This is a genomic window from Rhizobium sp. CB2179, from assembly GCF_057653455.1.
The window spans coordinates 416,282-428,862 of the sequence record NZ_CM172781.1; the positions used below are offsets into that span (position 1 = coordinate 416,282).

Consider the following 12,581-nt stretch of genomic DNA (forward strand, 5'->3'; position numbering starts at 1 on the left):
TGGAATTGTTCAAAACTAGCAAACCGCCTATATAGGTCTGAACAGACGAGTCAGGAGAATGGCATGCGGTTGACGAAGCAGACGAACTATGCGGTTCGCATGTTGATGTATTGTGCTGCCAATGACGGGCATTTGAGCCGGATTCCCGAAATCGCCAGGGCCTATGGCGTTTCCGAGCTCTTTCTTTTCAAGATCCTTCAGCCGCTGAACAAGGCGGGTCTGGTCGAAACCGTTCGCGGTCGCAATGGCGGCGTGCGCTTGGGCAAGCCGGCCGCCGACATTAGTCTTTTCGACGTCGTTCGGGTGACGGAAGACAGCTTCGCCATGGCCGAATGCTTCGAGGATGACGGTGAGGTCGACTGCCCGCTGGTCGATAGCTGTGGTTTGAATTCGGCGCTGCGCAAGGCGCTCAATGCCTTCTTCGCGGTGCTGTCGGAATATTCCATCGACGACCTCGTCAAGGCGCGTCCACAGATCAATTTCCTTCTCGGAATCACAGGCGAGCCGGCATATCGCAAACCCGTGATCGTTGCCCCCGCCGCCTGAATTAAAGATCATAATTTGCTTCTGAACCGCGGTTGCCCTGGCCACCGCGGTTTTTGTTTTTGCAGCGTCTGGGTGGTCTCCGGCATACGGGGAAATGCCGTCGGCATGTCGCGATGGGTGCGTTTTTATACCAAATGCGACAAAATTTCGGTCATTTTTGTGCGAAAATTTCCGAATGAGGCTGATTTTTGACGGAAAATTTCTAAAATTGTCCAGGTGGAAAAATTTTCTGCGTAGCCCGTTGCTTTCAGTAAATAAATATCGTTCCATCGAGCGTCGACCGAGATGCCAATCTACGGTCTCCAAACATCAAAAAAGAACAACCGGGAAACAATATTATGAAAAAGATCTCTGTCCTGCTGGCAGCGACGGCCTTGATTTCCGTCATGGCGACGTCGGCTTGGTCCAAGACCCTTGTTTATTGCTCCGAGGGCTCGCCGGAGGGCTTCGACCCGAGCCTCTATACGGCAGGCACGACCTTCGACGCGTCGTCGCGCACGGTCTATAGCCGCCTCGTCGAATTCAAGCATGGCGGTACCGAGATCGAACCGGGCCTGGCCGACAGCTGGAGCGTTTCGGCCGACGGCACGGAATACACCTTCAAGCTTCATCCTGGCGTCAAGTACCAGACCACCGACTTCTTCACGCCGACGCGCGATTTCAACGCCGACGACGTCGTGTTCTCCTTCGAGCGCCAGCTGAAATCCGACAATCCGTGGAACAAGTATGTCGAGGGCGGCTCTTACGAATACGCCGCCGGCATGGGCTTTCCCGAGCTGATCAAGTCTGTCGAGAAGGTCGATGACCTCACCGTCAAGTTCACGCTCAACCACCCCGAAGCGCCGTTCCTCGCCGACCTCGCCATGGACTTCGCCTCGATCGTCTCCAAGGAATATGCCGACAAGCTTGCCGCCGACGGCAAGATGGCGCAGCTCAACCAGCAGCCGCTCGGCACCGGCCCGTACACCTTCGTCGCCTACCAGCCGGATGCCGTCATCCGCTACAAGGCGAACGAAACCTATTTCAAGGGCAAGGAAAAGATCGACGATCTGGTTTTCGCCATCACCTCTGACGCCGCCGTGCGCGCCCAGAAGCTGAAGGCCGGCGAATGCCACCTGATCCCCTATCCAAATGCAGCCGACGTACCCGAACTGAAGAAGGATGAAAATCTGACCGTTCTGGAACAGGCCGGCCTCAATGTCGGCTTCCTCGCTTACAACACCCAGATGGCCCCGTTCGACAAGCCGGAAGTTCGCCGTGCGCTGAACATGGCGATCAACAAGCAGGCGATCATCGACGCCGTCTTCCAGGGTGCCGCGGCCGTTGCCAAGAACCCGATCCCGCCGACGATGTGGTCCTATAACGACGCCGTTCAGGACGACAAGTACGATCCGGACGCTGCCAAGAAGGCTCTTGCCGATGCTGGCGTCAAGGATCTCAGCATGAAGATCTGGGCAATGCCGGTGTCGCGTCCCTACATGCTGAACGCGCGCCGCGCCGCCGAACTGATGCAGGCGGATTTCGCCAAGATCGGTGTCAAGGTCGAGATCGTCACCCATGAATGGGCCGAATATCTGAAGCTCTCCTCCGACGTGAAGCGCGACGGCGCCGTCATCCTCGGCTGGACCGGCGACAACGGCGACCCGGACAACTTCATGGATACGCTGCTTGGCTGCGATGCCGTCGGCGGCAACAACCGTGCTCAGTGGTGCAACAAGGAATATGACGACCTGATGACCAAGGCCAAGCTGACGGCCGATGTCGGCGAGCGCACCAAGGCCTATGAGCAGGCGCAGCTGATCTTCAAGAAGGAAGCTCCCTGGGCAACCATCGACCATTCGCTCGTCTTCGTTCCGATGAGCAAGAAGGTCTCGGGCTTCCAGATGGACCCGCTCGGCATTCACCGTTTCGACGGCGTCGACGTATCCGAATAACAAGAATAATGTAAGAATGCCCGGCAAAGCTGGGCGCAGCCGGCGGTCAGGGTCTCCTGACCGCCGGAAACTATTGGACATCTGCCATGTTGCGTTTTTTTATCGGCCGCCTTGCGGTGCTGATCCCGACATTCCTCGGCGTTTCCCTCATTGCCTTCTCGTTCATCCGCATGCTTCCCGGCGATCCCGTCATGCTCCTGTCGGGGGAACGCGTCATGGCGCCGGAGCGGCACGCCCAGATCATGCATGATCTCGGTTTCGACCGGCCGATGTATGTGCAGTATTTCGATTATCTCGGAAAAATCCTGCATGGCGATCTCGGCACCTCGATCGTCACCAAGCGGCCCGTTCTCGGAGAATTCCTGACACTGTTTCCGGCAACGCTGGAGCTCTCGCTCTGTGCCATCATCCTCGCCGTCTGTCTTGGCGTGCCCGCCGGTATCTTTGCCGCCGTCAAGCGAGGCACGTGGTTCGACCAAAGCGTGATGGGTATTGCCCTTATCGGATATTCCATGCCGATCTTCTGGTGGGGGCTGCTGCTGATCATCTTCTTCTCCGGCTATCTCGGCTGGACGCCCGTTTCCGGCCGCATCTCGCTGATGTATTTCTTCAAGCCGGTCACCGGATTCATGCTGATCGACAGCCTGCTGTCGGGCCAGAAGGGCGCGTTTTCCTCGGCCGTCAGCTACCTCATTCTGCCCACGGTCGTGCTGGCGACCATCCCGCTTGCGGTCATCGCCCGCCAGACGCGTTCGGCGATGCTCGAGGTTCTGGGTGAGGATTATGTCCGCACGGCGCGCTCGAAAGGCCTGAAGCCGCTGCGCGTCGTCGGCGTGCATGCGCTGCGCAATGCGATGATCCCTGTCATCACCACCATCGGTCTGCAGATCGGCGTTCTTCTTGCCGGCGCCATCCTCACCGAGACGATCTTCTCCTGGCCGGGCATCGGCAAATGGATGGTCGATTCGGTCTTCAAGCGCGATTACGCCGTGGTCCAGGGCGGCCTTCTGCTGATCGCCGGCGTCATCATGCTGGTCAACCTGATTGTTGATGTTCTCTACGGCTTCATCAATCCGCGCATTCGTCATTAGGAGCGGCCCATGAGCACGGTCACCGTCAAATCCGGCCAGCCATCCGCTCTTGCGGAGTTCTGGCATTATTTCTCCCGCAACAAGGGCGCCGTCATCGGCCTGGTGGTTTTCATCATCATTCTGGTCGTCGCAGTCCTCGCGCCGCTCTTTGCGCCACATGAGCCGAACGAGCAGAACCGCGCGGTACTGCTCGCAGTGCCGTTCTGGATGGAGGGCGGCAGCGCCTCCTTCCCGCTCGGAACGGATGCCGTCGGCCGCGATATCCTTTCGCGCCTGATCTACGGCGCGCGGTTTTCGCTGTTCATCGGCGTCGTCGTCGTCACGCTTTCGGTCATTTCAGGCGTCCTGATCGGCCTCGTCGCCGGATTTTTCCGCGGCAAGGTCGATACGGCGATCATGCGCCTGATGGATATCATCCTAGCCTTCCCGTCGCTGTTGCTCGCTCTCGTGCTGGTGGCCGTGCTCGGGCCAGGGCTAACCAATGCGATGATCGCGATTTCGCTGGTCAACCAGCCGCATTTCGTGCGGCTGACGCGCGCCTCGGTCATTTCAGAGCGTGAGAAGGAATATGTGATTGCCTCGCGTGTCGCCGGCGCCGGCACCTTCCGTTTGATGTTCAAGACAATCCTGCCGAACTGTCTGGGGCCACTGATCGTTCAGGCGACGCTCGCCTTCTCGGCGGCGATTCTCGATGCCGCCGCCCTCGGCTTTCTCGGCATGGGCGCCCAGCCGCCGACACCCGAATGGGGGACGATGCTGGCCGAATCCCGTGAGTTCATTTCGCGCGCCTGGTGGGTGGTGACGTTTCCGGGTCTTGCCATCCTCATCACCGTTCTCGCCATCAACCTGATGGGCGACGGCCTGCGCGATGCGCTCGATCCCAAACTGAAGAGGTCGTGATGCCACTCCTCGAGATTGAAAATCTGACTGTCGAATTCCAGACCTCCTCCGGTCTCTTCCGCGCCGTCGACGGCGTATCGCTTGCCTGCGACAAGGGCGAGATCCTGTCGGTTGTCGGCGAATCCGGCTCGGGTAAATCCGTTGCCATGCTTGCCCTGATGGGGCTTCTGCCCTGGACGGCGAAGATCACCGCCGACCGCATGCAGTTCGACGGCAAGGATCTGCGCGGCATCTCCGGCCGCCAGCGCCGCAGGATCGTCGGCAAGGATATGGCGATGATCTTCCAGGAGCCGATGTCGAGCCTCAATCCGTGCTTCACGGTCGGCTTCCAGCTCGGCGAGACCCTGCGCTTCCATATGGGCCTCAACCGCAAGGAACGCCGCCAACGCTCGATCGAGCTCTTGAACCTCGTCGGCATTCCGGCGCCGGAAGAGCGCCTGTCGAATTTTCCGCATCAGATGTCGGGCGGCATGAGCCAGCGCGTCATGATCGCCATGGCGCTCGCCTGCAATCCGAAGCTGCTGATCGCCGATGAGCCGACGACCGCTCTCGACGTGACGATCCAGGCACAGATCCTCGATCTGCTCGTTCGCCTGCAGAAAGAGCAGGGCATGGCGCTGGTGCTGATCACCCACGACATGGGTGTCGTTGCCGAAACCGCCGAACGCGTTCAGGTGCAATATGCCGGCCAGAAGGTCGAGGAACAGCCGGTGAGGGCATTGTTCCGCGATCCGCATCATCCCTATACCGCAGCCCTGCTCGCAGCCTTGCCAGAACGCGCCAAGGTCGGCCAGCGTCTTCCCTCGATCGCCGGTGTCGTTCCCGGCCAGCATGGTCGCCCGACAGGCTGTCTCTTCGCACCGCGCTGCGGCTTCGCCACGGTCGAATGCGATCGCGGTGTCGTCCGCCAGGGGCCGGAGCTCGGACTGGCGCTCTGCAACTATCCTTTGAAGGACGGCAAGCCGCTCGGGCATCCCGGCGTCATGCCCGTTCAAACTGCAGGAGACTTCGTATGACGGACGCTGTTCTCGAGGGCAGGGATCTCGCCCGCTTCTACACCGTCAACCGCGGCCTCTTCAAAGACGACGCCACCGTCAAGGCGCTGAACGGTGTCAGCTTCAGCCTCCATTCCGGCAAGACGCTCGCCGTCGTCGGCGAATCCGGCTGTGGCAAGTCGACGCTCGCCCGCCTGGTCACCATGATCGAGAATCCGACATCGGGGCAATTGCTGATCGACGGCAAGCCCGCCCATGTCGGCGACCGCAGCCTGCGCAGCCAGGTGCAGATCGTCTTCCAGAACCCCTACGGCTCGCTCAACCCGCGCCAGAAGGTCGGCTCGATCCTCGAAGAGCCGCTGAAGATCAACACCAATCTCGACGCCGCCGCCCGCCGCCGCAAGGTGGAGGAGATGATGGCCCGCGTCGGTCTGCGTCCGGAGCACTATGGCCGCTATCCCCATATGTTCTCGGGCGGCCAGCGCCAGCGCATCGCCATTGCCCGCGCCCTGATGCTGCGGCCGAAGGTACTGGTGCTCGACGAACCGGTTTCGGCGCTCGACCTTTCGATCCAGGCGCAGGTGCTGAATCTCCTGATGGACCTGCAGAAGGAGATGGGGCTTGCCTATCTCTTCATCTCCCACGGCCTGTCCGTCGTCCACCATATCGCCGACGAGGTGATGGTGATGTATCTCGGCCGTCCCGTGGAAACCGGTCCCGCCGCCGAGGTCTTCGCCAGGCCGCGCCATCCCTATACGGCCGCCTTGCTGTCGGCGACGCCGATCGCCGATCCCGATCGCGAAAAGACCCGCATTCGCCTGCAGGGCGAGCTGCCGTCGCCGTTGAAGCCGCCGTCGGGCTGCCACTTCAATCCGCGCTGCTGGAAGGCGCAGGACCATTGCCGCCAGGTTGCTCCCGAATTAACTGGGGAAGGCACACATCAATATGCCTGTCATTTCCCGCTCGATTAAGCGGGAAGGCAAGCTAAGGAGGGATCATGTCGGAGCAGATGAACAGACCCCATGCGATCATCGTCATGGGAGTCAGCGGTTGCGGCAAGTCCTCCGTCGGCGAAAAGCTCGCCGAAGCCCTGCACTTGGCCTTCGTCGAAGGCGATGCGCTGCACCCGGCCGCCAATGTCGAGAAGATGTCGAAGGGCATTCCGCTGACCGATGAGGACCGGATGCCTTGGCTCGACCGCATCGGCGAAGAGATGAAAGCCTCGCTGGAAAAGGGCAAGGGCATCATCGTCTCCTGCTCGGCGCTGAAGCGCCTCTATCGCGACAGGCTGAGGGCCGCTGCCGGCGGCAATCTGTTCTTCGTTTATCTCGAAGGTTCCAGGGCGCTGCTGATGACGCGTATGGGTGAGCGCAAGGGACATTTCATGCCGGTCTCGCTGCTCGACAGCCAACTGGCGACGCTTGAGGTGCCCACAGGTGAGCCGGGTGTCGTCACCGTCGATATCGACGACACGGTGGACGGCATCGCCGCAACCGCTCTCAAAGGCCTCACCCCTCTGGGCGTCACGGGTTGAAACGCTGCGGCGAAAAGGCCGCGATATCGATGAACGGCGTCTCCCGGTGATGAGTTCGGCAAGCACGCGGCCGGTCACCGGCCCGAGCGTCAGTCCGTGATGGGCATGGCCGAAGGCAAACCACAGGCCCTGATGGCGCGGCGCCTTGCCGATGATCGGCATCATGTCTGGCGTGCAGGGGCGCGCCCCCATCCAGGGTTCGGGATCGAGCCTGCCTCCGAGCGGGAAGATCGTGCGCGCCACGGCTTCGGCCCGGTCGAGCTGGACCGGCGTCTTCGGGGCGTCGAGCGTTGCAAACTCCGCCCCTGTCGTCAGGCGGATGCCGCGGCGCATCGGCGCAAGGAGGTAGCCGCGTTCGGCATCCAATGTCCAGTTGTTGAGCACGGCACTGCCCTCGGCGGCATAGTGCATGTGATAGCCGCGCTTGACGCCGAGCGGGAAGGAGTAGCCGAGCCGGCGCGTCGCAACGGCCGCCCAGGGGCCGAGCGCCATCACAGCATCGTCGGCTTCGAGCGGACCTTCCGCAGTCATGATTTTCCACCCGGAGCCGAACGGACCGAGCGAGGCGGCGTCACCCGTCACGAAGCGGCCGCCGATACGTTCGAAATAGCGGCGATAGGCCGATGTCAGCGCATGCGGGTCGAGCACCGACCAGGGGTCGCGCCAGCGGATGCCGCCGGCGAAATCGCCGGTCATATGCGGTTCCATGCGGGCGATATCGGCCGGAGTCAGGCTGTCATACTCCACGCCGAATTCATTCTGCCAAAGTGCTGCCTCTGCAAAAGCCCCGTCGCGCTTGGCTTCAGTGCGGAAAATCTTTATCCAGCCGTCCTTGCGGATCAGCCCTTCGGCCTGCGACGCCTCGATCAGATCCTTGTGTTCGACAACCGAATTTTCGATCAGCGGCGCATAGGCCCGGGTGATGATCGCGTGGCGGCGCGCATTGGAATTCCACCAGTAGCGAGCGAGAAAGGCGATCTGGCTCGGCAGTGCGCGCAGATGATAATGCGCGTCGATGCGGTCATTCAGCGCATAACGCAGCAAAAGCCCGAGCTGCTGGGGAAAGCCGTAAGGCGCGACACCTTCGCGCTGGATCAGGCCGGCATTGCCGAACGAGGTTTCGTTGCCCGGATCCTTGCGGTCGATCAGCGTCACCTGCCGGCCGCGTCGCTGAAGATGGATGGCCGTGGAAACCCCGACGATGCCGGCGCCGAGCACGATTGCGTTCTTCGTCATTTCCGCTTGCATTCCGCTTTGTCTAACGCGGTGAAAATGCCCGTGCCGATACCGCGACGCAAACGGAAAATCGCATTCATTTCAAAATCATTGCGCTTTTCAGTGCGGCATTTTCAGCCTTCACGCGGACATGGAGGATAAGCGCGTTGAGAAGGGAAAACACGATCGCGTAAAGCGGCAGGCCGAAGGCGAGGGGAAGGGCGGCGATCTCGCCGACGACGATCGCATAGTTCGGATGGCGGAGGAAGCGATAGGGCCCGGATCTGACGAGCGGCGCGCCGGGCAGGACGATGATGCGCGTCGTCCAGCGGCCTTTCAGCGTCGCCAGCACCCAGAGCCGCAGCGCCTGCAGCCCCATGAACACCAGAAACCAGAAGAGCGCGACCGGCCTGCCTGGTGCAGTGAGCCAGAGGCCGATGATCCAGCCTGCATGCGACGCCACCATGACGGGATAATGCTCGGGTGCGACCTCTCTGGCGCCTCTGGCAAGAAGCGCCGCCGTATTGCGCCGGGCGAGCACGAGTTCCGCCAGCCGCTGCAGCGTCACGAAGGCCAGAAGCGCGATCGACGGCCACATCATGCGACCCTCCTGAGCGTCACGCAACTGGCCGAAAAGCCAGGCCCCATGGCGATCATTGCGGAGCGCGCCGGCAATCCGGCGCGGATTGCCCGCTCCAGCACGAAGAGGATGGTCGGCGAGGACATGTTGCCGTATTCGGCAAGCACGGCGCGCTCGTGATCGAGCGTGCCCGGCACCATCGACAGCGCGCTCTCCATCGCGGCCAGCACCTTCATGCCGCCGGGATGGCAGATGAAGCGGTCGATATCCTCCACCCTCAGCCCGTTGCGGGCCAGAATAGCCTTTACCGCCGGGCCGAGCTCCTTTTCGGCAAACGGCGGCAGCGATTGCGCCAGTACGATGCCGAAGCCGCCGTCATCGATCTTCCAGCCCATGATATCGAGCGTGTCGGGAAAAAGATGCTCGCCGGTCGATTCCACCTCCGCTAACCCTCTCTCGCCTGATCGCAGCACGCAGGCGGCAGCGCCGTCGCCGAAAAGCGCCGTCGCAATGATGTTCGGCCGCGTCAGTTCGTCCAGCCGGAAGGCCAGCGTGCAAAGCTCGATCGAGACGAAAAGCACAACAGTGCCCGGCCGGCTCCGCGCCAGCCGCGAGGCGATCGCAAAGCCCGACACGCCGGCGGCACAGCCGAGCCCGAAGACCGGCACGCGTTCGATATCGGGTCTGAAACCCATCCGGCCGGCAAGCTGCGCATCGAGGCTCGGTGTCGTAAAACCAGTGGAGGAGACGGTCACGACACAGTCGACATCGCCGGCCTCAAGCCCTGCCTGGCGAAGGGCCGAGCTGGCAGCCTCGACGAAAAGCCCGCCTGCGACCTCTGCAAAGGCCTGCATCCGGTCTTGCCAGCCATGCGGCTCGTCGAACCAGGCAAGCGGCCGCGCCGCATGGCGCTTGTCGATGCCGGCGCTATCGAAGACGCGGGCAAGATGGCGGAAATCCTCGAAGCGGTCGGCAAACAGCCGGGCCGAGGCTTCGACCGCCTGTTTTTGGAAAATGACATGTTCGGGTGTGGCAATGGCGAGGCTGACGAGTTTGACGGTGTCGGTCACAGAATTCTCCTTGTCCCTCCGGCGGAACGAAGGAAAACACGCAGACGCCCAAATTATTCAGCTCTGAAGCTTCACGAAAGGGTGAAGAAAGAAATGCAAGCAGTGCCGAATAAAGCTGGATGCAGCGGTGTTCTCTCGTCGCAACGTCACTTTCGAGGAGTTTCCCCATGACGATCATGACAGCCCGCATCGCTTCCATCATTCTCGGCGGCTGCCTTGCCGCTTCTGTTGTCTCCGGCCCGGTCTTTGCGGTCGGCGATGATAGCAACACGACACCGGTCTGCAAGAAGGGCGAGATCTACGACCAGAAGACCAAGAAATGCGTCAAGCAGCAGAGCGCCAACGTCTCCGACGAGAACCGCGCCGACTATGCCTATTCGCTGGCCAAGGCCGGTCGTTATGAAGAGGCGCTTGCCATGCTCGACACGGTCAAGGATCAGAACACCGCCGAAGTGCTGAATTATCGCGGTTATGCCACCCGCAAGCTCGGCCGCACCGACGAGGGCATCTCCTATTATCTCCAGTCGGTGAAGATGGACCCGCAATACGCCAAGGTCCGCGAATATCTCGGCGAAGCCTATGTCATCAAGGGCCGGCTCGATCTCGCTAAGGATCAGTTGATGTCAATCAAGACGATCTGCGGCACGGCTTGCGAGGAATATCAGGATCTGAACGCTGCAATCCTCGATCCCTCGAAGATCTGATCAGCAGGCCACAGCGGGAAAATGGAAGCACGAAAGGGACGTCAGAATGTCGGTCGCGCGCACCCATTTTCCTGCCTATAGTCGCGCGAGTATGGAATCGCCGGTTCATCCGGCGGTTTCGAGGGATGCAGGATTGGCGGAGGCGGCCATCGCGAGCGAAGCGGATATCAGAAGCGGCCTGACGGAAAATCTGGCAAGGCTCTGGCGTTACGGTCTCGTTCTCTCGCACCAGCGTGATGTCGCCGACGATCTGGTGCAGGCGACCTGCCTTCGCGCGCTGCAGCGCGCCGATCAATTCATCCCCGGCACCCGGCTCGACCGCTGGCTGTTTTCGATCCTGCATTCGATCTGGCTGAACGAGATCCGCTCGCGCCGGGTGCGCCAGGGCCAGGGGTTCGTCGATGCCGGGGAGACGCTGACCTTCGACGGCGCGCATGACACCGAAACCCATGTGATGGCCCATCAGGTGCTGAAACAGGTGAATGCGCTGCCCGAGGCGCAGAGGACGGTGGTTTTCCTCGCCTATGTGGAAGGACTTTCCTATCGCGAGGTTGCAGGCATATTGGATATCCCGATCGGAACCGTGATGAGCCGGCTGGCGGCTGCCCGCGCCAAGCTCTCCGGCGCCGGACCGGAAGGGGGACGGCAATGACGACGAAACACACCATTCCCTCCGACGAGGACCTGACCGCCTTCATCGACGGCGAACTGACGGCTAAAGAGGCCGCCCGCATTGAAGCCATTGTGAACGAAGACGAGAGTACCGCCGAGCGGCTGGAATTCCTGGCACGCGCCAGCCTGCCCTTCGAGCAAGCCTTCGCCCCGCTGCTGTCGGAAGCCCCGCGCGAGAAGCTGGAAGCGATGCTCGCCGCCATCCCTGTGAAGCAGAGCGCAAAATTCGCCCCCGTATTCACCACTCGTCGCCGCTTCCTCGGCGCACTCGCCGCCTCGCTGGTCGCCGGCATCACGATCGACCGCGCCGTCATCGGCATGGGAGCACGCTTTTCGGCAAAGGACGAAAACAGCGAATGGCGCGCCGTGGTCGCCGATTATATCTCGCTCTATTCCGCCGAAACGCTCGCCGGCCCCGTCCCCGGCAGGGAGGATCAGGCCGCCCAGCTCGCGGGCCTCGACGAAAAACTCGGCCTGTCACTCTCCCCCGAAGCCGTCTCGCTCCCAGGCATCGATTTCAAACGCGCCCAGTTGCTGCAATATGACGGCAAGGCGCTCGCCCAGATCGCCTATCTCGACCCCGAGACCGGGCCGATGGCGCTCTGCATCGTCAAGTCTGACAAGGGGCCGAAGGCACCGGACCTCGAAAGCCGCAAGGGTATGAACGTCGTCTATTGGTCGAATGCGACGCACGCCTTCATGCTGATCGGCCGCATCCCGGTAGACCGGGTGGAGGAATTGGCGGAGAACGCCCGGAGCAGGCTTTCAAGCTGACCAGGCTTAGCGGGCTTCAGCTTCACCCATTTTCTTGGGGAGCGCGTTTGAGCTCCAAATTGATGCTTTGAACAAGGAAATCGGCTTCGCCACGGTCGGACAGGACGCCGTCGTCAAGCTCAAAGCCTTTCTCTTCACTCGCTACGGAACGATCACAGCCCACGTCACCAAGATTGCGGCAGATGCGATTCTCGAACCCGACGCGGCATGCAGTGAGGGCGACCCCACTGCCGGAGACAACGTTCGGCGACGTCGAATGCGGACCTCTCGCTTCCCGATATAGCCAAGCCTGGAGACTCATTAGATTTCAGCAGATGATCGTAACGTCAATTTAAGTGCCGTCGTGGCAGCAATTGCGGAGGTTCGGACGGGCGAGCACAGGATCCTGGAATATGTCTTCCGGCCTTCGATAGAGGTTGCGGCGGAAGCGCTTCATGAGCGTTAGTTACTAGGGTCAAAAAAACTTTCCTGAAGCGAAATAAAGCTTTTAGTTGAATTTTCCCCTGATTTGCGGCAGAGGGAAACTGGCATTAGGCGCGGCCGAATGGAATAGGCAAACGGGTATT

General features: G+C 61.2%; 13 protein-coding genes and 1 pseudogene. 11 read left to right on the forward strand and 3 right to left on the reverse strand.

Annotated elements, in window-relative coordinates:
- Nucleotides 1-63 precede the first annotated feature (63 nt).
- The 7 genes from rirA to AC244Q_RS02100 all read left to right on the forward strand — a co-directional run bounded on the left by rirA (nt 64) and on the right by AC244Q_RS02100 (nt 7,000).
- The gene (rirA, locus tag AC244Q_RS02070) at nt 64-546 is read left to right on the forward strand and encodes an iron-responsive transcriptional regulator RirA (protein WP_113546481.1); all 483 of its coding nucleotides are present in this window, start codon (nt 64-66) and stop codon (nt 544-546) included.
- A 338-nt stretch (nt 547-884) separates the two neighbouring features.
- Nucleotides 885-2,480, forward strand: a complete 1,596-nt coding sequence (locus AC244Q_RS02075; RefSeq protein WP_012756121.1) for an ABC transporter substrate-binding protein — start codon at nt 885-887, stop codon at nt 2,478-2,480.
- 86 nt (nt 2,481-2,566) lie between these two features.
- A complete protein-coding gene (locus tag AC244Q_RS02080; RefSeq protein WP_113546480.1) occupies nt 2,567-3,571 on the forward strand; it encodes an ABC transporter permease subunit in 1,005 nt (334 codons plus the stop codon).
- 9 nt (nt 3,572-3,580) lie between these two features.
- Complete coding sequence (locus tag AC244Q_RS02085; RefSeq protein WP_113546479.1) at nt 3,581-4,471, forward strand: ABC transporter permease subunit; 891 nt, start codon at nt 3,581-3,583, stop codon at nt 4,469-4,471.
- A complete protein-coding gene (locus AC244Q_RS02090; RefSeq protein WP_113546478.1) occupies nt 4,471-5,487 on the forward strand; it encodes an ABC transporter ATP-binding protein in 1,017 nt (338 codons plus the stop codon). The genes AC244Q_RS02085 and AC244Q_RS02090 overlap by 1 nt, the downstream gene beginning before the upstream one ends.
- Entirely contained in the window at nt 5,484-6,437 is a 954-nt protein-coding gene (locus AC244Q_RS02095; protein ID WP_113546477.1) for a peptide ABC transporter ATP-binding protein, read from the forward strand. The genes AC244Q_RS02090 and AC244Q_RS02095 overlap by 4 nt, the downstream gene beginning before the upstream one ends.
- Before the next feature lie 26 nt (nt 6,438-6,463).
- Nucleotides 6,464-7,000, forward strand: a complete 537-nt coding sequence (locus AC244Q_RS02100; RefSeq protein ID WP_260691245.1) for a gluconokinase — start codon at nt 6,464-6,466, stop codon at nt 6,998-7,000.
- On the opposite strand, the pseudogene AC244Q_RS02105 reads toward AC244Q_RS02100, so the two are convergent.
- The 3 genes and pseudogenes from AC244Q_RS02105 to AC244Q_RS02115 all read right to left on the reverse strand — a co-directional run bounded on the left by AC244Q_RS02105 (nt 6,990) and on the right by AC244Q_RS02115 (nt 9,865).
- Nucleotides 6,990-8,236: pseudogene (locus AC244Q_RS02105) on the reverse strand (NAD(P)/FAD-dependent oxidoreductase). The gene AC244Q_RS02100 and the pseudogene AC244Q_RS02105 sit on opposite strands and share 11 nt — an antisense overlap.
- A 76-nt stretch (nt 8,237-8,312) precedes the next feature.
- The gene (locus AC244Q_RS02110) at nt 8,313-8,816 is read right to left on the reverse strand and encodes an isoprenylcysteine carboxyl methyltransferase family protein (RefSeq protein ID WP_113546474.1); all 504 of its coding nucleotides are present in this window, start codon (nt 8,814-8,816) and stop codon (nt 8,313-8,315) included.
- Nucleotides 8,813-9,865: a type III polyketide synthase gene (locus AC244Q_RS02115; RefSeq protein ID WP_113546473.1), complete on the reverse strand. Its 1,053-nt coding sequence runs from the start codon at nt 9,863-9,865 to the stop codon at nt 8,813-8,815. The genes AC244Q_RS02110 and AC244Q_RS02115 overlap by 4 nt, the downstream gene beginning before the upstream one ends.
- Before the next feature lie 167 nt (nt 9,866-10,032).
- On the opposite strand from AC244Q_RS02115, the gene AC244Q_RS02120 reads away from it, so the two are divergent.
- The 4 genes from AC244Q_RS02120 to AC244Q_RS02135 all read left to right on the forward strand — a co-directional run bounded on the left by AC244Q_RS02120 (nt 10,033) and on the right by AC244Q_RS02135 (nt 12,298).
- The gene (locus tag AC244Q_RS02120; protein WP_113546472.1) at nt 10,033-10,569 is read left to right on the forward strand and encodes a tetratricopeptide repeat protein; all 537 of its coding nucleotides are present in this window, start codon (nt 10,033-10,035) and stop codon (nt 10,567-10,569) included.
- Between the two features lie 46 nt (nt 10,570-10,615).
- The gene (locus AC244Q_RS02125; RefSeq protein WP_113546471.1) at nt 10,616-11,221 is read left to right on the forward strand and encodes an RNA polymerase sigma factor; all 606 of its coding nucleotides are present in this window, start codon (nt 10,616-10,618) and stop codon (nt 11,219-11,221) included.
- Complete coding sequence (locus AC244Q_RS02130; RefSeq protein WP_113546470.1) at nt 11,218-12,015, forward strand: anti-sigma factor family protein; 798 nt, start codon at nt 11,218-11,220, stop codon at nt 12,013-12,015. The genes AC244Q_RS02125 and AC244Q_RS02130 overlap by 4 nt, the downstream gene beginning before the upstream one ends.
- A 67-nt stretch (nt 12,016-12,082) precedes the next feature.
- On the forward strand, nt 12,083-12,298 hold the full coding sequence (locus tag AC244Q_RS02135) for a beta-barrel domain-containing protein (protein ID WP_487764143.1): 216 nt from the start codon (nt 12,083-12,085) through the stop codon (nt 12,296-12,298).
- Nucleotides 12,299-12,581 lie beyond the last annotated feature (283 nt).

Bases quoted from the DNA above. Each gene is read 5' to 3' on its own strand.
- rirA (WP_113546481.1), top strand. From the start codon at position 64: ATGCGGTTGACGAAGCAGACGAACTATGCGGTTCGCATGTTGATGTAT.
- AC244Q_RS02075 (WP_012756121.1), top strand. From the start codon at position 885: ATGAAAAAGATCTCTGTCCTGCTGGCAGCGACGGCCTTGATTTCCGTC.
- AC244Q_RS02080 (WP_113546480.1), top strand. From the start codon at position 2,567: ATGTTGCGTTTTTTTATCGGCCGCCTTGCGGTGCTGATCCCGACATTC.
- AC244Q_RS02085 (WP_113546479.1), top strand. From the start codon at position 3,581: ATGAGCACGGTCACCGTCAAATCCGGCCAGCCATCCGCTCTTGCGGAG.
- AC244Q_RS02090 (WP_113546478.1), top strand. From the start codon at position 4,471: ATGCCACTCCTCGAGATTGAAAATCTGACTGTCGAATTCCAGACCTCC.
- AC244Q_RS02095 (WP_113546477.1), top strand. From the start codon at position 5,484: ATGACGGACGCTGTTCTCGAGGGCAGGGATCTCGCCCGCTTCTACACC.
- AC244Q_RS02100 (WP_260691245.1), top strand. From the start codon at position 6,464: ATGTCGGAGCAGATGAACAGACCCCATGCGATCATCGTCATGGGAGTC.
- AC244Q_RS02110 (WP_113546474.1), bottom strand. From the start codon at position 8,816: ATGATGTGGCCGTCGATCGCGCTTCTGGCCTTCGTGACGCTGCAGCGG.
- AC244Q_RS02120 (WP_113546472.1), top strand. From the start codon at position 10,033: ATGACGATCATGACAGCCCGCATCGCTTCCATCATTCTCGGCGGCTGC.
- AC244Q_RS02125 (WP_113546471.1), top strand. From the start codon at position 10,616: ATGTCGGTCGCGCGCACCCATTTTCCTGCCTATAGTCGCGCGAGTATG.
- AC244Q_RS02130 (WP_113546470.1), top strand. From the start codon at position 11,218: ATGACGACGAAACACACCATTCCCTCCGACGAGGACCTGACCGCCTTC.